The 18,941-nt window shown below is 40.1% G+C and carries 15 protein-coding genes and 1 pseudogene; 15 read left to right on the plus strand and 1 reads right to left on the minus strand.

The features are described 5' to 3' along the window. The 7 genes and pseudogenes from IYQ91_RS09145 to IYQ91_RS09175 all read left to right on the plus strand — a co-directional run. Positions 1-2,021: pseudogene (locus IYQ91_RS09145) on the plus strand (hypothetical protein); the annotation flags it as partial. Between the two features lie 20 nt (positions 2,022-2,041). Then, positions 2,042-2,365: a hypothetical protein gene (locus tag IYQ91_RS09150; protein WP_084740781.1), complete on the plus strand. Its 324-nt coding sequence runs from the start codon at positions 2,042-2,044 to the stop codon at positions 2,363-2,365. A 3-nt stretch (positions 2,366-2,368) separates the two neighbouring features. Further along, on the plus strand, positions 2,369-2,599 hold the full coding sequence (locus IYQ91_RS09155) for a hypothetical protein (protein WP_022524853.1): 231 nt from the start codon (positions 2,369-2,371) through the stop codon (positions 2,597-2,599). Between the two features lies 1 nt (position 2,600). Next, on the plus strand, positions 2,601-2,879 hold the full coding sequence (locus tag IYQ91_RS09160) for a hypothetical protein (protein WP_195673644.1): 279 nt from the start codon (positions 2,601-2,603) through the stop codon (positions 2,877-2,879). Position 2,880: 1 nt separating this feature from the next. After that, complete coding sequence (locus IYQ91_RS09165) at positions 2,881-4,167, plus strand: LysM peptidoglycan-binding domain-containing protein (RefSeq protein WP_195673663.1); 1,287 nt, start codon at positions 2,881-2,883, stop codon at positions 4,165-4,167. Positions 4,168-4,432: 265 nt separating this feature from the next. Continuing rightward, entirely contained in the window at positions 4,433-6,082 is a 1,650-nt protein-coding gene (locus IYQ91_RS09170; protein ID WP_195673645.1) for a phosphoenolpyruvate carboxykinase (ATP), read from the plus strand. Positions 6,083-6,195: 113 nt separating this feature from the next. Then, positions 6,196-7,536: a hemolysin family protein gene (locus tag IYQ91_RS09175; RefSeq protein WP_195673646.1), complete on the plus strand. Its 1,341-nt coding sequence runs from the start codon at positions 6,196-6,198 to the stop codon at positions 7,534-7,536. 158 nt (positions 7,537-7,694) lie between these two features. Here IYQ91_RS09175 and treR read toward each other — a convergent pair whose 3' ends face one another. Next, a complete protein-coding gene (gene treR / locus IYQ91_RS09180; protein WP_195673647.1) occupies positions 7,695-8,405 on the minus strand; it encodes a trehalose operon repressor in 711 nt (236 codons plus the stop codon). A gap of 179 nt (positions 8,406-8,584) precedes the next feature. Here treR and treP point away from each other — a divergent pair, with 179 nt between their 5' ends. From treP to IYQ91_RS09220, 8 genes are all read left to right on the plus strand, one after another. Continuing rightward, the gene (gene treP, locus IYQ91_RS09185) at positions 8,585-10,597 is read left to right on the plus strand and encodes a PTS system trehalose-specific EIIBC component (RefSeq protein WP_195673648.1); all 2,013 of its coding nucleotides are present in this window, start codon (positions 8,585-8,587) and stop codon (positions 10,595-10,597) included. Between the two features lie 207 nt (positions 10,598-10,804). Then, a complete protein-coding gene (gene treC, locus IYQ91_RS09190) occupies positions 10,805-12,436 on the plus strand; it encodes an alpha,alpha-phosphotrehalase (protein ID WP_195673649.1) in 1,632 nt (543 codons plus the stop codon). Between the two features lie 159 nt (positions 12,437-12,595). After that, on the plus strand, positions 12,596-14,788 hold the full coding sequence (locus tag IYQ91_RS09195; RefSeq protein ID WP_195673650.1) for an endonuclease/exonuclease/phosphatase family protein: 2,193 nt from the start codon (positions 12,596-12,598) through the stop codon (positions 14,786-14,788). A gap of 166 nt (positions 14,789-14,954) precedes the next feature. After that, on the plus strand, positions 14,955-15,752 hold the full coding sequence (pflA, locus tag IYQ91_RS09200) for a pyruvate formate-lyase-activating protein (RefSeq protein ID WP_195673651.1): 798 nt from the start codon (positions 14,955-14,957) through the stop codon (positions 15,750-15,752). 143 nt (positions 15,753-15,895) lie between these two features. Further along, positions 15,896-16,831: a manganese-dependent inorganic pyrophosphatase gene (locus IYQ91_RS09205; protein WP_003025664.1), complete on the plus strand. Its 936-nt coding sequence runs from the start codon at positions 15,896-15,898 to the stop codon at positions 16,829-16,831. A 49-nt stretch (positions 16,832-16,880) separates the two neighbouring features. Next, positions 16,881-17,393, plus strand: coding sequence for a YiiX/YebB-like N1pC/P60 family cysteine hydrolase (locus IYQ91_RS09210; RefSeq protein ID WP_126406589.1), 513 nt, complete (start codon positions 16,881-16,883; stop codon positions 17,391-17,393). Next, positions 17,386-18,057: a DUF1803 domain-containing protein gene (locus IYQ91_RS09215; protein ID WP_049517153.1), complete on the plus strand. Its 672-nt coding sequence runs from the start codon at positions 17,386-17,388 to the stop codon at positions 18,055-18,057. Before IYQ91_RS09210 ends, IYQ91_RS09215 begins: the two co-directional genes overlap by 8 nt. Positions 18,058-18,163: 106 nt before the next feature. Then, complete coding sequence (locus tag IYQ91_RS09220) at positions 18,164-18,922, plus strand: CPBP family intramembrane glutamic endopeptidase (RefSeq protein WP_195673652.1); 759 nt, start codon at positions 18,164-18,166, stop codon at positions 18,920-18,922. The last annotated feature ends 19 nt before the right edge of the window (positions 18,923-18,941 follow it).

Below are 18,941 nucleotides of genomic sequence, written 5' to 3' on the forward strand. Positions count from 1 at the left end.
ATGTCGTACTCTGGTTGATGGATAAGACCATTACGAATTATCAGATTGTGTCTAATAGCAATACAGGGACGACAGGAACAGTCTTTACTTGGAATAAACCGACAGGTACTTATCATTTGCGAGTGAATACTTATCATAAAGACGCTCGAAAAAAAGTTTGGGAAGTCAAAGTCGAGCAAGGCACTATAAAGACTGATTGGAGCCCAGCGCCAGAAGATATTGACGAACAAATCACTGTCGCTAAGACCACGTTTGAAAGAACTGCAGAAGGTCTGAAAACAGACATGGTAGCTGTCAAGTCCTATGTGGCTGACGATGGTAAGCGTAGAGAAGAGCTGGAAAGATACAGCCGAGAAGAGACAGCTAAGCAGATTGCAGCGGAACGAATTAAAACAGCTGAAAGTTACGTTGGCAAAAGCCAGTATACGGAAGATGTCAAGGGTATCAATCAACGATTTGAGGAGTTGCGGACAGGAACTAGTAACTTACTCTTAAATACAGAATTCGAGACGCTTGCGGACGTTAATAATGTAAATGGTGCTACGTTAAAACTCAATCAAAATGACTATAACAGTCATAACTCAATTGAGGTCACTGTGACTGGTCAAAACAAAGACGTGTGGAAGGGTATTACCTTAAATGCGCTAACGCTTGCATTTAAGAAAGGCGACACAATCGCTGTCAGAATGCCTATTTACATTTTTTCTGACGTTACTATAAATGCAGGCTTAACACTTGTATTAAAAAACCACCCTAAAAATAGAGCTTATGTTTTTAAAGACTTGGGAGACTTACCCCGAAACAAATGGCACATCGTTGAATTTCTGCACACATTTGACAATGACGCCAATTTTGAAGGCGCGGATTTTTTTTATTTATATACAACGCAAAACGGACACTACAAGATAGCAGAGCCATTGCTCACATTATCAAATATAATCCCGTCAAGCTGGGCGCCAGCAGTCGAGGATAGCAAGAATTATACCGACACCAAGCTCGCCGAGTACAAGCAAGGCGTGGACGGACAACTTGCGGCAGTTAAGCAAGAGGTTGGCAGTAAAGTCTCACAGACTACGTTTGACCAACGAGCAAACCAAATCACGCAGTCAGTACAAGAGTTAAGCAATAACACCGTCAAGAAGAACCAACTCAAAATTGACGAGAATGGCTTGGTCTCTAGCTCTGAGAAAATAGTGAACGGGCAGACTTTGGCTAGTATGATTGCGCAACATCCGGAATGGGTGGAAATTATCGCTAAGCTGCTTAGGGTTAAAGCAGACATGATTGTAAATGGTGCGATTACAGCGGATAAACTAAATGTTAAAGAGTTGAGTGCTTTGAGTTCTAATTTAGGCGAAGTGAGTGCTGGCTTTATTGATTTGCGCAAGCATTGGGTACGAACAAACACTCGTGATGTTTGGGGTATCATCAAAGATGTGACATATGATACTAGCACGCTCTTGACCGATAGTGGGGTTATAACAAATGGTCGGCCAGGCAGAAATAAGAAGAGCGATGTCAAACCGACAATAATGCCGCTGGTTTGGTTAAATTCTGGGCAACTTCTTTTTGCAAATGTCGATTCTGAACATGACATAAGACTGATACTTGCAAATGGCGTTTATCCTTCTATACGAAGTAATTCCGGAACAATTTATTTTGGAAAGTTAGAAGACGAGAGAGATGCTTTAGTTATTGATTGTCAATTTGCAGAGTTATATTTAAGAGCCAACAATTACACAGACTGGAAACAATCCGAGGTCAACAACAAAGTGCGCTGGAAAGTGCAAGGCAGTCTTGTGTTGGTCGATTTTAACTTACAATTTGACCGTGATGGTACTTATCATTTAGTAGATATACCAAAGGAATACGTGCCTAGCAATAAAATGTTTCCTGTCCAAGCGTGGAGTTTGGATAGAAACAAAGATCGAACAGCTCAATTAAACGTTGGCGGAGATTTACATATTATAGGCGCAGAAAGAGGTATCCCATACCTCGGCCAAATCATTTGGACTTATTAAAAAATAAAAGGAGAAAAAATATGGCAGAATTACTTGATGTTGAAACAATTACAGAGCCGTTTGATTTGCAGACAGCTCTTAGATATATGGACGAAAACGGTGAGTTTATTCGTTTTAAAAATGATACGGATGACTACTACATTTACAAAGAAACACAAAAACGCCCCGCAATTGTGGGCGGCAAACGTAAATTGGTGGAAGTACCGCTTGTTTGGGCGTTTGACCGATATAACAATTCAATTACGACTTTCCGCTTTACAAATATGTTTGATAAAGCATTTTATATCATGAAATTTGACGAAGCGGGTGAACCAATCTGGGATGCCCCTGCTAAGAAGGAGTAGTGTATGGCACCAGACGTCATAAATGCGGTCGTGACAATTAGTGCTTCCTTAATCGGAACATTTGGCGGGATTATTACTAGTGCTAAGATAACTACTTTTCGGATTCAGGAATTAGAAAAGAAAGTGGAAAAGCACAATAGTGTAGTAGAGCGAACCTATCGCTTGGAAGAAAGAACAAACTATCTTGACGAGCAAATTGATAAGCTCGAAAGCAAAATTGAGAAGGAGAAATAAGATGCAACAAATTTTAATCACAGCGGGCATTATTGCCCCGATTATTTCAGCGATTGTAAATGTCGTTAAGACGCAATTCAATCTAAACGGAAAGCAAGTATCTACGTTAGCTCTCGGTTTGGGGATTATTGTAGGTCTTGCGTACGCCGCAACAATTGCACATGGTGATTATGCTGCGTATGGTTGGGGCGGGCTAATTGCTGGCTTGTCTGCCATCGGTTATTACGAATTAGCTTTTAAAAATAAAAAAGGAGACACAGCGGATGACACAGAAAAATAAAATGAAGCAGCTTTTAGCTCTTGTTACAATCGTACTTGGCTTTATGCTTCCTACTGTTGCGCAAGCAGCAGTAGGAGACCAAGGCGTGGACTGGTCTGTCTATCAAGGGACAAGTGGTATCTTTGGATACGGGCATGACAAGTTTGCTATTATCCAAATTGGCGGTATCAATGCCTATGGTATGTACGGACAGTCAACTTACGAAACACAAGTGGCAAGTGCTATCGCACAGGGTAAACGTGCTCATACTTATGTTTGGTACGAGGTGGGCGGCAATGCTGCTTTGGGTGAGCAAGTGCTTAAAACCTTCTTGCCGCAGGTACAAACACCGAAAGGGTCAATTGTAGCTCTGGACTATGAGAGCGGAGCGAGCGCTGACAAAGAAGCCAACACAAACGCAATTTTGCATGGGATGCGTATGATTAAGGCGGCGGGTTACACGCCTATGTACTACTCCTACAAGCCTTACACACTTGATCACGTTGATTATAATCGGATTTTAGCCGAATTTCCAAATTCTTTGTGGATTGGAGCTTATCCAGATTACAATGTGACGCCATCACCAAATTATAACTTTTTCCCGTCACTCCCAGGAATTGCAATATTCCAATTCACCTCAACTTACATTGCAGGCGGACTTGACGGTAACGTGGATTTGACTGGTATCACAGATAACGGTTATGGTCGTAAGAATACACCTAAAACACAAACGCCAGCGATTAAAGAGGGCGAAAAAGCTGATAACACATCGAAAAGCGATATTAAAGTCGGCGACACAGTCAAGGTTAATTTCTCGGCTACCAACTGGGCGACAGGAGAAGGGATTCCTGATTGGGTTAAAGGTCGGTCTTATCAAGTAGCAGAGGTGAGCGGTGATAAGGTGTTATTGACTGGTATTAACTCTTGGATTTATAAGAAAAATGCAGAGATTATCTCTACTACTAATAGTCAACCTGCACCATCTCCAACCGTTCAACAGTCCGGCTCATACACAGTACAGCCGGGAGATACGCTCTCTGGGATTGCCGCTCAATACGGCACGACTTATCAACAGTTAGCAGCCCTTAATGGAATTATCAACCCGAATTACATCTATGTAGGACAAGTTTTGAAAGTTTCAGGGCAAGGACAATCAGCTCCTCAAAATGTGTCTTATCATACGGCGCAATGGGGAGACACCCTTTCTGGCATGGCTGCTCAATATGGTACAACAGTAGAAAGTATCCAAGCACTCAATGGATTGTCAAGCGACCTCATCTATGCAGGCGTAACTTATAGAGTGAAATAAGACAAACTAAGCTCTTAGGAGAAATCCTAGGGGCTTTTTTGGTGCAAAAAAATAAAGCCTATTTAGACTTATCACTTTCTCAACTATGCGGGCAAGACTGGCTACGTTTTGACTACGTTTATTTTCGTTTATGACTGTATTATTTAGTGTATATTATCTCTCGAAATCCTTATTATATAAGCTACTAACAACTATTTCGCTATTAAGTCGATAGAATAAAATTATTATGCTAAAATAGAACTAATAAGATAGAGGAGGTACACTTATGGTAACACGTCGTAAATATTCTCCGCAGGAAATAAGAAAAAATTCTTCTTATTTCTCTCCTTTGAAGGCAATAATTGAAACAGCTTTTTATGAAAATCAAGTTGTTGCAATAAAAACAGTGGAAGAAGCTTATCAATTGGCTTCCGCAGCTGCTGGGACAGTTGTCTTAGATATGCCTGTCATTCATACAAAGGAATTGGGCTTGCCTTCTTATGCCCGCGTTTTATTAACGAATTCTGGAGCAGTCGTTGGTCGAACGGCTAAAGCTCGACGGATTTTTGGTAGGGACAGTGAGGAAGATGAAAAGCTGCTTTCAATAGTACGCAGTGCAATTTATCAAGCTCATCATCGAAAATTTTATAAGGCAGATGCAGTTGTAGGGCTTGATGAAGCCTTCATGGCTTGTGCTCATCTTATGGTTCCTGAAGATGAAATTAACAACCTGTATTCTTGGCTTTTAAACTTTCAAATTTTGGATGAAGAGTTTAAAAATCGTTTGAGAGTTTCTAAAAAGTACGATGAAAATGATATATTTGTCTTTTTTGACCCCAAATGGAAGCATCCAGATTATCCTGAAGGGTTGGTTTATTTTGATACTCAGCACAATTGTGTCATTATTTTGGGCTTAAATTACTTTGGTGAGTTGAAAAAAGCGACTTTAACCTTAGCTTGGGCAACCGCTGCTAGAAATGGATATGTAGCTTGTCACGGTGGTTTGAAAATCTTTAAACAAGAAGAGGCTGAAAAGAAAGACTATGTAGCCTCCTTCTTTGGGTTATCTGGCTCAGGAAAATCCACGCTGACACATGCAAAACATAATGGAAAATATGATATTAAGGTTTTGCATGATGATGCCTTTATTATTTCTGTCAAAGATGGGTCTTCCATTGCTTTGGAACCGTCCTATTTTGATAAAACAAATGACTATCCCATTGGGCATAGGGAGCAGGACTTTTTTGTAACAGTTCAGAATTGTGGTGTGACACTGGATGACAATGGATTAAAAAAATTAGTGACAGAGGACATTCGAAATGGAAATGGTCGGACAGTCAAGTCTCGCTTTGCAACACCAAATCGGGTCGATCGAATTGATGAGTCTATCCAAGCTATTTTCTGGATTATGAAAGACGATTCTCTCCCGCCTTTAGTTAAAATCAATGATCCGCTGATGGCTTCTACGATGGGTTGTACCTTGATGACTAAGCGTTCCAATGCTGAAAATGTGATTGGCAAGCATGATGATTTGGTGATTGAACCTTATGCCAATCCATTTAGAGTGTATCCCTTGGTGGAAGATTATCGGAAATTCCGTAGTCTCTTTGAATCTGGTGTCGACTGCTATATCATCAATACTGGATTTTATATGGGCAAGGGAATTTCAAAAGAAGTTAGCTTGAATATTATTGAAAAAATTGTTGATGAAGAAGCAGAATTTAAACCATTTGGGCCATTGGAGGGTTTTGAATACATGGAATGTGAAGGGTATCCGATTCCGAATTTTGATGCTCGCTACAAACAATTACTTAGAGAAAGAATGCAAGTACGGCTGAACTTCTTGCTTGCCTTTAATCAAAAATACCCTAAAACGGCACTTCCTGTTGATGCAATTTCACGCTTGGAAACAGTTCTGCAAAATCTAGAATCTTAATAAATCATTTTCTTTGTAATTTCCCTCCAAATTTTTCTTTTTAACACTCCTTGTGCAAGAAGTCAAAAAGTATGCTATAATTAAGATTACTTATATATGAGGAGAGAATATTCATGGAAGACCCTAGCAGTCAGACCTTGTTACTGCAAGCTTTACTATTACTAATTTTAACACTATTAAACGCCTTTTTTTCAGCAGCAGAGATGGCGATGGTATCTTTAAACCGCGCTCGTGTAGAGCAAAAGGCTGAAGAAGGCGATGCAAAATATATTCGCTTGTTAAAAGTCTTGGAAAATCCTAATCACTTTTTATCCACTATTCAAGTTGGGATTACTTTGATTACGATTTTGTCAGGGGCTAGTTTGGCCAATACACTCGGTCAGGAAATTGCTTCTTGGATGGGAAATTCCGAGACTGCAAGAGCCATTGCAAGCTTTTTATCTGTTGCTATTTTGACTTATATTTCGATTGTTTTTGGTGAATTGTATCCAAAGAGAATCGCTCTGAATCTCAAGGATTCCTTAGCAGTTCGTACAGCGCCAGTTATCATTTTCTTGGGAAAAATTGTCAGTCCCTTTGTTTGGCTTCTAACAGCCTCTACCAATCTGCTCAGTCGAATCACTCCCATGACTTTTGATGATGCAGATGAGAAAATGACACGTGATGAGATTGAGTATATGCTGACCAATAGTGAAGAAACATTGGATGCAGATGAAATTGAAATGCTGCAGGGGATTTTTTCACTAGATGAGATGGTGGCGCGTGAGGTAATGGTGCCGCGTACCGATGCGTTTATGGTGGACATCAATGATGATACCAAGGAAATTATCGAAAGTATTTTGAGGCAGAATTTCTCACGAATCCCAGTCTATGATGATGACAAGGATAATGTTATTGGACTTATTCACACCAAACGTCTGTTAAATGAGGCGTTTACTAATGGTTTTGATAATATTGTACTACGAAAAATTTTGCAGGAACCGCTCTTTGTGCCAGAAACGATTTTCGTGGATGATTTGCTGACAGAGTTGCGGAATACGCAAAATCAAATGGCGATATTGTTAGATGAATATGGTGGTATGTCTGGTCTGGTAACGCTGGAAGACCTACTGGAAGAAATTGTCGGTGAGATAGATGATGAAACAGACAAGGCTGAAGTAGAGGTGTATCAGGTTTCTGACCATACTTACTTTGTCCTTGGAACCATGAGTTTAAATGACTTTAACGAGTATTTTGAAGTTGAACTGGAGAGTGATGACGTTGACACTATTGCGGGCTATTATTTGACGGGCGTAGGCTCGATACCCGACGTGAAAGAGCGTTTGAGTTATGAAGTGGAAAGTCAGGACAAAAAGCTCATTTTAACCAATGATAAGGTAAAAAATGGACGTGTGACAAAGCTCAAAGTAGAAGTTTCTGAAATAGTAGAAGAAGAGGAAGAAGTTGAGAAATGATCTCAGCTTCTTTCGTTTTTCAAAAATTGATAAGTTTACTTTACTTTTTATAAATATGTGAATGACATTAAAAATAAAGGAAGCAGATCGATGACAACGACATTCTTCCTTTTTGGCTATTTTTAATATTGAAGAGTGAATTTTGTGAAGGGTCATGATCATTTTTGCCGTTTGGAAAAGTCAACGAAACGGAATTTTTCGAGTTTATGACGACTATCTGTAAACTGAAATTGCTGTCCGTCTGCAAGATAAACTTTGGATTTGACAGAGACGACATGGTGGTCATTTCCAATGTTCATCAATATTTTATCGCGATTGGTGGCTGGATCAATTGTGATCTCTTTTTGGGCGTAAGAAATGTGTAGTCCCAGTTCATCTTCTAAATAAGCATAAATTGAATGCTCTGCAATTTCACGGCTAATAGAAGGGACAAAACTCTTATCAAGGTAATCAATATCCAAGACGGAGGCAATCCCGTCAACGACCCTTTGGCGAATAATCCGCCACACCAGACGGTATTCAGGAAAACCAGTAAGACTGGATAATTTTTTATCAACTATAATTTTTTCTAACTGGATGACATTGGTTTTAGAATTCATTCCATGTTGCCGGACAAGTTCTTGGTAACTAGTTAGGTTGGAAACGGGAAAGTCAATCTGTTCTTGTTGGATGACTTTAGAGCCTTGACCTCTCATTTTTTGAATGAGACCAGCTTTTTGAAGCAAATCAAGCGATTTACGAATCGTGTCACGGCTGACCTTGTAGGCCTGGACAAGTTCGTGTTCGCTAGGAAGATAATTATTTATCTGATATTTCTCGTTTAGAATATCTTGTTCTAAGAGTTTAAAAATTTGTTCATATTTTTTCATGATATCCTCACTTGTTTTCTTTTTAGCATACAACTAAATAAATTTTACCAAAAAAGAGCCTTTTTTACTACAAACATCTTGCAGACATCTTTGGTATCGTTTACAATAAATGTATCAATCAATTGTACAATGATGAAAAAAAGAAGGAGAGTGTTAGGTTAAGCCTAGCCAAACAGAAAATGGGAAAATTTGAAAAAGACGCCAAGACCCTATTAGAGGCTATCGGCGGCAAGGAAAATGTCTCAGCTGTCAGCCATTGTGCAACTCGGATGCGCTTTGTATTGGCAGATGAAAAGAAGGCAGACGTAAAAGCAATTGAAGCCATTCCAGCTGTAAAGGGAACTTTTACAAATGCAGGGCAGTTTCAAGTCATTATCGGAAATGATGTGCCGATTTTCTACAATGATTTTACAGCTGTTTCAGGGATTGAAGGAGTATCAAAAGAAGCAGCCAAAGCTGCTGCCAAAAGCAATCAGAATCCAGTACAACGTGTCATGACAATGCTGGCGGAAATTTTCACTCCAATTATTCCAGCCATTATCGTTGGGGGGCTGATTCTCGGTTTCCGCAATATTCTGGAAGGTGTACAGATTCAGGCACTCGGTCAAAAAATGGTTGACGGTGTTGCTCAGTTTGCTAAAGACGGTACTCCGATTTACAATACGATTGTGGATGTATCACAGTTCTGGAGCGGAGTAAACTCATTCTTGTGGCTGCCGGGTGAAGCGATTTTCCACTTCTTGCCAGTTGGTATTGTCTGGTCTGTTTCTCGTAAAATGGGAACCAGCCAAATCCTCGGTATCGTTTTGGGAATCTGTCTGGTGTCTCCTCAGTTACTTAACGCTTATGCAGTAGCTGGTACGCCAGCTTCAGAAATTGCTAAAAACTGGGTATGGGATTTTGGTTTCTTCACAGTTAGAAAAATTGGATACCAAGCACAAGTTATTCCAGCTCTGCTTGCAGGATTGTCGCTATCTTATCTTGAAATCTTCTGGCGCAAACGCATTCCAGAAGTTGTGTCCATGATTTTTGTGCCATTCTTATCCTTGATTCCGGCACTTATTCTAGCGCATACAGTCCTTGGTCCAATTGGTTGGACACTTGGACAATGGCTGTCAACAGCGGTGCTTGCTGGTCTGACTGGTCCTGTTAAATGGCTCTTTGGTGCGATATTTGGTGCCCTCTATGCTCCGTTTGTTATCACTGGTCTGCACCACATGACCAATGCCATTGATACACAGCTGGTTGCAGATACAGGCGGCACGGCGCTATGGCCAATGATTGCCTTGTCCAATATCGCTCAAGGTTCAGCTGTATTTGCTTACTATCTGATGAACCGTCATAATGAACGTGAAGCACAGATTTCTCTGCCAGCAACGATTTCTGCTTATCTAGGTGTTACAGAACCAGCCCTTTTCGGGGTCAACGTGAAGTACGTCTACCCATTTGTGGCAGGGATGATTGGTTCTTCTATCGCAGGTCTCTTATCCGTAACCTTTAACGTAACAGCCAATGCTATCGGAATCGGTGGAATTCCAGGTATCTTATCTATCCAAGCTAAATACATGCTTCCATTCTTCCTTATTATGTTAGTAGCTATTGCAGTACCGATGATTTTGACTTTCTTCTTCCGCAAGACAGGCATGTTTACAAAGACAGAAGATGAAAGTGTCAAATCACCGCAAATTGAAGCCATTGACGAAGCAAAAGAAGCCGCTCCAAAAGTAGATTTTGCAGAAATTGCTAGCCCACTGGCTGGAGAAGTCAAAGAATTAAGCCAAGCAACCGACCCTGTCTTTGCTCAAGGCGTGATGGGACAAGGAGTTGTCATTCTTCCAAGTGAGGGAGAACTGGTGGCCCCTGTGAACGGGACGGTATCAGTGCTTTTCCCAACCAATCATGCTGTTGGAATCGTGTCAGATGAAGGTGTCGAATTACTCATGCATATCGGTATGGACACAGTTAATCTCGATGGCAAAGGCTTTGAAGCTCATGTAGCTCAAGGAGACAGAGTGAGCGTAGGTCAGAAACTGGTTAGTTTTGATATAGCAGCTATTCAGGAAGCTGGCTTAGTGACTGAAACACCTGTGATTATTACAAATCAAGAGCAATTTCAGGCTGATGAACAGGGAACATTGCCGCGGACTATTGGACGTGGAGATAAGCTGATGACAGTTACTCGAATCGGGTAAAATGTTTGATACGAGCTATGATGAGCAGGATTTTATCTAACGAATGGACAAATTTATCTCAGTAATCCATTTGTCTCACTGCTGGAAATCCAAGCAGCAATCTCTTAACAAGAGGCATAAAGGCTCGTAGCAAAGAATAAAAGTAACGATAAAGGGGAGGAGCGCAAGCCCCGCCTCTTTCTTTTAGAAAATAGAAAAGGAAGACAAATGGCATTAGATAAGACAAAAGTCGTCTATCAAATTTATCCAAAATCATTTAAAGACACGACTGGCAATGGGCTAGGAGATTTTCAAGGCGTTATTGAGAAAATTCCTTACCTCAAAGAATTAGGAGTGGATATGGTCTGGCTCAATCCTTTCTATCCCAGCCCGCAGCGTGATAATGGTTATGATATTTCAGATTATACGGCTGTCAACCCTCTTTTTGGGACGATGTCTGACTTTGAAGAGATGGTCCAAGTTGGGAAAGAATACGGCATTGACTTCATGCTGGATATGGTCTTAAATCATTGCTCGACCGAGCATGAATGGTTTCAAAAAGCTTTAGCTGGCGATCCGTACTACCAAGATTTTTTCTTTCTGCGTGATGAGCCGACAGACTGGCTGTCTAAGTTTGGCGGCAGCGCCTGGGCGCCTTTTGGAACAACGGGCAAGTATTACCTGCACCTCTTTGATGTGACGCAGGCTGATCTCAACTGGCGCAATCCTCATGTCCGCAAAGAACTTTTCAAAGTTGTCAATTTTTGGCGGAACAAGGGTGTCAAGGGTTTTCGCTTTGATGTCATCAATCTGATTGGAAAAGATGAGGTGTTGGAAAACTGTCCGGAAAATGATGGTAAGCCTGCCTATACGGACAAGCCCATTGTACATGACTACCTGCACATGCTGAATGAAGCGACTTTCGGACAGGCTGACTCATTTATAACTGTCGGAGAAATGAGTGCGACTACTATTGAAAACTGCATTCTCTATACAGATCCGGCACGTCACGAATTGTCTATGGCTTTCAATTTCCATCATTTAAAGGTGGATTATGAAAATGGTCAAAAATGGAGCTTGAAAAAATTTGATTTCGAGGAACTCAAGCGTCTTTTCCATACGTGGGGCAAGGAAATGAGTGACCATGATGGCTGGAGTGCTCTATTTTGGAACAACCATGACCAGCCACGTGCCTTAAATCGTTTTGTTGATGTTCAGCATTTCCGCAATGAAGGAGCAACTATGCTTGCGGCCAGCATTCATCTGTCTCGCGGAACGCCATATATTTATATGGGAGAAGAAATCGGCATGGTGGATCCAGACTATGACTCTATGGCAGATTATGTGGATGTGGAGTCTATCAATGCCTATCAGATGCTGCTGGAGCAAGGCAAAACACCAGAAGAAGCTTTTGCAATTATTCAGGCCAAATCTCGCGATAATTCTCGCACTCCCATGCAGTGGGGTGATTCAGCAAATGCTGGCTTTACGACAGGCACTCCTTGGCTCAAAGCTGGGAAATCTTATCCTGAAATCAATGTTGAAAATGAGATGCAGGGCCCGATTTTCACTTTCTATCAAAAACTGATTGCCCTTCGCAAGGAGCTTCCTATCATTGCCGAAGGCAGCTATCGACCAGTTTATGAAGACAGTCAGCAAGTTTATGCTTTCGAGCGTCAATTAGGTGACGAAAAACTTCTGGTACTCAATAACTTCTATCCAGATCCGATTACGATAGATATTTTACCAGAGTATCAAAATGGCGAAGTGCTCCTTTCTAATTATGAAGAAACTCAAACAGCAGAAGTTGTAACATTAAGACCTTATGAAAGTTTGGCAATTATTGTAAATAAACACTAAATGTAGCAATAAATCCTAAAATCGACTGAATTGTTCAGCCGATTTTTTAAAACCCAAGAGAAAGCGCTTGCATTATCCTTTTGTTTTATTTATAATAATTACGGTAGAAATACATCTCAAGGAAATTTGATTTCTAAATTATGATGTAAAGGAGAATATATGAAAAAAACTTCAAAACAATTGCCTGTATTGTTTGCGACAGCTATTTTGTTAGCTAGTAGCGTTCTAAGTCCTATTGTTCAGGCAAATGAGGCGAGCTCTTCAAGTTCAGAAACTTCTGTAACAACGACTTCAGAGTCTAGTTCTGTTGCTTCGACAACTCAGTCGCAATCATCAGAAACAACTTCTGAAAGTTCAGCAAGCAGTACGAGTAGTGCGAATGAGCCAAGTAGCACAAGCGAAGAAACACCTAAGACAGAAGCTTCAAGCAGTGAAGCAAGAGCCACTATTTCTGAATTTACCGAGGTAGCCAATATTGGTCAAATTCAAGGCGAAGCGCATGAATCGCCTTATAATGGGAAAAAGGTGCGCGTGTCAAATGTAGTCGTCACTAAAACGGATCGATATGGCTTTTATGCACAAGACATAAAAGCTGACGGGAACGCAAAGACTTCAGATGCTATCTATGTAGTTTCAAAGGAAAAAGTAGCTGTTGGAGACCGATTGACGATTGAAGGTGAAGTTAAAGAAGGCTACATGGAGTCGCTCAGCGTCCGTCCGGGGCAACAATTTAAAAAACCAGCTGATAGTTTGACTGTCACGCAATTGATAGCTTCAAAGGTAACAAAAGACGGAACAGCAGCATTGCCAGCTCCTGTCAATATTTCAGAGCGTATGCCAAAAGATATCGTAGACAATACTCCGACTGTCTACGATCCAGAGCATGACGCCTTGGACTATTGGGAAAGTCTTGAAGGCATGTTGACAACAGTTAAAAAACCTCATGTGCTTGGACCACAATATCGCGGGGATATCTACCTGTTGCCTGCTGGCTATCAAGAATTACCGTTAAATAATATCGGTGGCGTCAATTTACGTCTGAATGTGCAAAATACGGCAACCATTCCAGTTTATGTGGGAAATAAGTTTGTTGCCAAAGCCAAAGATTACTTTAATGAAGATGTTGTTGGAGTCGTGAGTTATCGCAGTAAAGTCTTTAAGTTGGAGCCAACCCAATTGCCAGCTTTGCAAGACGGTGGTTTGCAAAGAGAGGTTTCTAAACTTTACCCAAGTGAAGATAAATTGACGATTGCTTCTTACAATATCGAAAACTTCTCGGCGAACAATGCAACGGGCGAAACACCTGACGCAAAAGTGGAGAAAATTGCCAAATCCTTTATCAATGAAATCCATAGTCCAGATATTATCACACTCATAGAAGTTCAAGATAATAACGGAAGTGTCAATGACGGCACAGTAAGTGGTGTTAAAAGCGGGGAAAAGTTAGCCGCTAAGATTAAACAATTAGGCGGCAAAGAGTATAAGTATGTCGAAGTAGCCCCTGTTGATGGTGCAGACGGAGGAAAACCCGGTTCCAATATTCGTGTGGCTTACTTGTATAATCCTCAACGAGTGAAGTTAGTTGAGCGTGAAGCAGGAAGTAGCACAGAAGCAGCTGCTTTCAAAGACGGTCATTTGGTGAAAAATCCTGCCAGAATAGACCCAACTAATCCAGTATTTGAAAAAGTTAGAAAATCTTTAGCAGCAGAGTTTGAATTTAAAGGTGAACGGATTGTCGTGATTGCCAATCATTTGAAATCCAAGCTCGGAGACGATGCGGTCTATGGCTCAAAGCAGCCTGCAGTACAAAATACATTGGCACAACGGATTGAGCAAGGGAAGTTGTTGAACGCTTTTGTCAAAGAAGGTTTGAAGCAAAATCCAAATTTGAAGTTTGTCTTAACTGGTGACTTTAATGACTTTGAATTTTCAGAAACTGCCAAAGCAGTGGCTGGTAATGAATTAGTCAATATGATGCTGAATCACGACGCAGCAGACCGCTATTCTTATTTTTACCGTGGCAGCAATCAAAGTTTAGACAATATCTTTGTTTCAAAAAATATTGCTGATAAAACAGTGTTCTCACCAGTTCACATTAATGCTTCTTTCATGGAAGAACACGGTCGGGCGTCAGATCATGATCCCGTTATTGCACAGCTTGACTTCAGTAAGAAGGATGAGTCACAATCAACTCCTCCTTCCGATGATAGTACAACGCCACCAAATAAAGATGATAAACCAACTAAAAAGAGAATTTTACCATCTACAGGAACAACAGGCGCTGAAGTCGCTGTTGTAGGGATTGTCATCTTAAGCGCAACCATCCTTTGGCGAAAGAAAGTGACGGATTAAAAGGAATAGATGAACGAGAGAGTTTTAAGATTCTCTCGTTTTTTTGAAAAATATTGAAAATGAAACTGAAAAACAGATTATTTTCTAAAAAATAGACAAATTGTCCCTCTATCTAGAAAAGAAGTGTTATAATAGTATTATAAAACGTTTTCAAGAGGATAAGACGATGGAAAAAGAAGTCATTGATTATGGAAAAGTAACAGGTATGGTCCATTCAACTGAAAGTTTTGGAGCTGTTGATGGGCCTGGTATCCGTTTCATTGTCTTTTTACAGGGTTGTAAAATGCGTTGCCAATATTGCCACAATCCAGATACATGGGCAATGGAAACCAATAATTCAAGAGAGCGAACGGTTGAAGATGTTTTGCAAGAAGCGCTTCGTTATCGTGGCTTTTGGGGTAAAAAAGGTGGGATTACAGTAAGTGGTGGTGAAGCTCTTTTGCAGATTAATTTTGTGATTGCACTTTTTACCAAAGCTAAAGAATTGGGAATTCATTGTACGTTAGATACTTGTGCGATGCCGTTCCGTAATACACCAGAGTATCTCAAAGTTTTTGATCGCCTGCTTGAAGTGACAGATTTAGTGTTGCTGGATATTAAAGAAATCAATGATGCCCAGCATAAATTTGTGACAGGGCACACCAATAAGAATATTTTGGAATGTGCAAAATATCTGTCTGATAAAGGTGTTCCAATGTGGATTCGCCATGTTTTGGTTCCAACGTTGACAGACCGTGATGACGACTTAAAAGAATTAGGTGAGTTTGTCAAAACGTTAAAAACAGTTGATAAATTTGAAGTGCTACCTTATCATACAATGGGAGAATTTAAATGGCGTGAATTAGGAATTCCTTATCCATTAGAAGGTATTAAACCACCAACTGCTGACCGAGTAAAAAATGCCAAAGAACTCATGAAAACAGAATCTTATACCGAGTATATGAACCGCGTACATAATAGTTAATAAAAGCAGGAAGTGAGATTTTGATCAGCACTCAAAAAGTTAGATAGAAAAACTGACGATTAAGTGCTTTTCTATTCCTCTCTTTGTGAAAATCTTAAAATTGTGCTAAAATAAAGTATATAAAAAGTTTACGAGGTACGATCATGTCTAAAATTTTAGTTTTCGGTCATCAAAATCCAGATTCAGATGCGATTGGCTCAGCTGTGGCCTTTGCTTATCTTGCGCGTGAAGCTTATGGCTTGGATACAGAAGCAGTGGCTCTTGGGACTCCAAATGAAGAAACAGCGTTTGTCTTGGATACTTTTGGTGTAAAAGCACCGCGTGTGGTGACATCTGCCAAAGCAGAAGGAGTTGAGCAAGTCATTTTAACAGACCATAATGAATTTCAACAATCTATTTCTGACATTGCAGAAGTAGAAGTGTATGGCGTTGTGGATCATCACCGTGTAGCGAATTTTGAAACAGCCAGCCCACTTTATATGCGTTTGGAGCCTGTTGGTTCAGCTTCTTCTATCGTTTATCGTATGTTTAAAGAATCTGGTGTAGCTGTACCAAAAGAACTTGCAGGCTTGATGCTCTCAGGTTTGATTTCAGACACGCTTCTTCTGAAATCACCAACCACTCATCCGAGTGATAAAGTGATTGCACCTGAGTTGGCAGAGCTTGCAGGAGTTGATTTGGAAAAATACGGTTTGGCTATGCTTAAAGCTGGAACGAACTTAGCAAGCAAATCTGCCGAAGAATTGATTGATATTGATGCTAAAACATTTGAATTAAACGGAAATCAAGTTCGTGTGGCACAGGTCAACACAGTTGATATTGCAGAAGTTTTAGAACGCCAAGCAGAACTGGAAGCAGCTATTGAAAAAACAAACGCAGCCAATGGTTATTCTGACTTTGTTTTAATGATTACTGACATTGTCAATTCAAACTCAGAAATCCTGGCAATCGGTCGCAATATGGACAAAGTAGAAGCAGCTTTCAACTTTGTTCTTGAAAATAATCACGCTTTCCTTGCTGGAGCTGTTTCTCGTAAGAAACAAGTCGTTCCGCAATTAACAGAAAGTTTTAATGCTTAAGAATAGAACAAAAAGGGAGTTTCGGCTCCTTTTTTGATACAATAGTTCTATGAAAACTCAAGATTTACAAAACGGGGATTTGCTTTTTGTGTCTAGTCAATCTGATATGGCAGAAGCTATTCAGCAATCAACTGGGCGGTATAACCATGTGGCAATCTTTTTTGACGGCTGGATGTACCATGCGACAAGTGAGCAAGGGGTCATAAAGCAGCCGATAGAGGTATTTTTACAGGACGATGAATGCTATGATGTCTATGTTTTCCCTGATATAGATGTGAAAGCTGTCTGGAAAAGAGCAGAACAACACCTTTACAAGCCTTATAATAATAGCTTTTATCCAAATACGACAGGTTTTTACTGTTCTGAATATATTGCGGAAATCCTCCCCATTTTTGAAACTATTGCTATGCAGTTCGGTGATGAAGATGAGGAAGTTGCTCCTTTTTGGCAGCAGTATTACAAGGAATTGGGGCTAGCTGTTCCTCTTCATCAGCCGGGAACCAATCCTAGCCAATTGGCTCAATCCGAAAAATTAGTTTACAAAGGAAGATTAGATGATTAAAGTAATCAATCCCAGTCGTTTGACACGTCAGCCCTTTTTTCATGAATTGATAAATTACTTAGATCAACATGACGATGTTACTTTGCGAGAGATAAAGCGTGAGTTTGCAAATTTTCCCAATATTGATCGCTCTATAGAGGATTATATCAAGGCAGGCTATGTGCTTCGGAAAAATAAACGCTATCATCAAAGCGTTCCTCTGTTGGAAAATGTGACGGCTTTGTCTTTGGATCAGGAAGTCTTTGTGCGAGATGACAGTCCTCTTTATCAAGAATTGCTGAATATGCGTTTTGAGACGCATTTAACCAATCAAACAAACCAAGCTATTTTAGTAGAAAAAACGGATTTTCTCAGAGAGCAGTTGACGCTTTCCAATTATTTTTACAGGCTGAAACAACAATATCCATTGATCAATCAGCAACAAAAACTCTATGATTTGGTAGGAGATGTAAATCCTGAGTATGCTCTAAAATATATGACGACCTTCCTCTTAAAATATGGTCGAAAAACTGAGCTGATGCAGAAACGGCGTGATATTTTTGTAGATGCTCTAGTGATTTTAGGCTACATCGTGCCTAACGAAGCAAGAAAATACGAATTAAAGTTGGATTTTGATAAGGAAACATTGACCTTTCGTGTAAAGGAAGCATTAGATAAATTATAGAATAATAAAATTTTAAGATTTTTTTGATAAATTTATAGGTATAAGAGTTAAATTTAGTAAGATTTGGTAGTCACTAAATCGTTTCGTTGCATGAAAGGAAGGTATCGTGAATCTTTTAGAAAAAATTCGTCCGTCTCAGCCGTTGAAGTATTTGAAATGGTTTGATATTGTCATTGTGACAGCTCTGCTATTTGGACAATTTATCTATCGCTCAACGGAACTTTATCTTGCGAGCTTGTCACCGTCCACTACGGCAGCAGTAACAGGTACAGCTAGTAAAACAGCAAGTGACGGAGCAGCTTATGTTAGCAACCTAGAATGGCAGCTCCTTATGTTAGCTTTGACGATAGCCTACTTAGTACTTCGCCGTTTTGATTTTAAGCAGTTGCCGATTCGTCTATCGTGGTCGGTACTCTTTTGGGTTCCCTTTATCTTTGCTGTGATGGGGATTCTCGCGGATACAGTGACGACTCTTAGCGGAGAATATAATTATTTTGATCCGCAATTGTGGAAATATATTGATCTGACGGAAATTTTCCGCAAATTTATTGATTTGACACCTATGGCTATTCTCTATGCTTTGCTCAATGGCTTCTATGAAGAATTTTTCTTCTTAGGTTTATTGACCTCTGTAAAAGATAAATATAAGTGGTGGGTTCTTCTTTATTCGACAATTATTCGTGTTTCTTTCCATACCTATCAGGGGATGCTCTGGGCGCTGACGATTGGTGTTGGTTTTGGACTTCTCTATTATTTCCTTTACAAATACAAGGTTAAAAATCTCTTGCCTTTCTTCCTCGTACATGCTCTTGCGGATATGTATGGATCAAGTCTAATGTATGTTTTGATTAGTTGGAGAAAATAAAATCATAAAGCAAGATTTT

The sequence above is a fragment of the Streptococcus sp. HF-2466 genome (assembly GCF_015594645.1).
Lineage (GTDB): Bacteria > Bacillota > Bacilli > Lactobacillales > Streptococcaceae > Streptococcus > Streptococcus anginosus.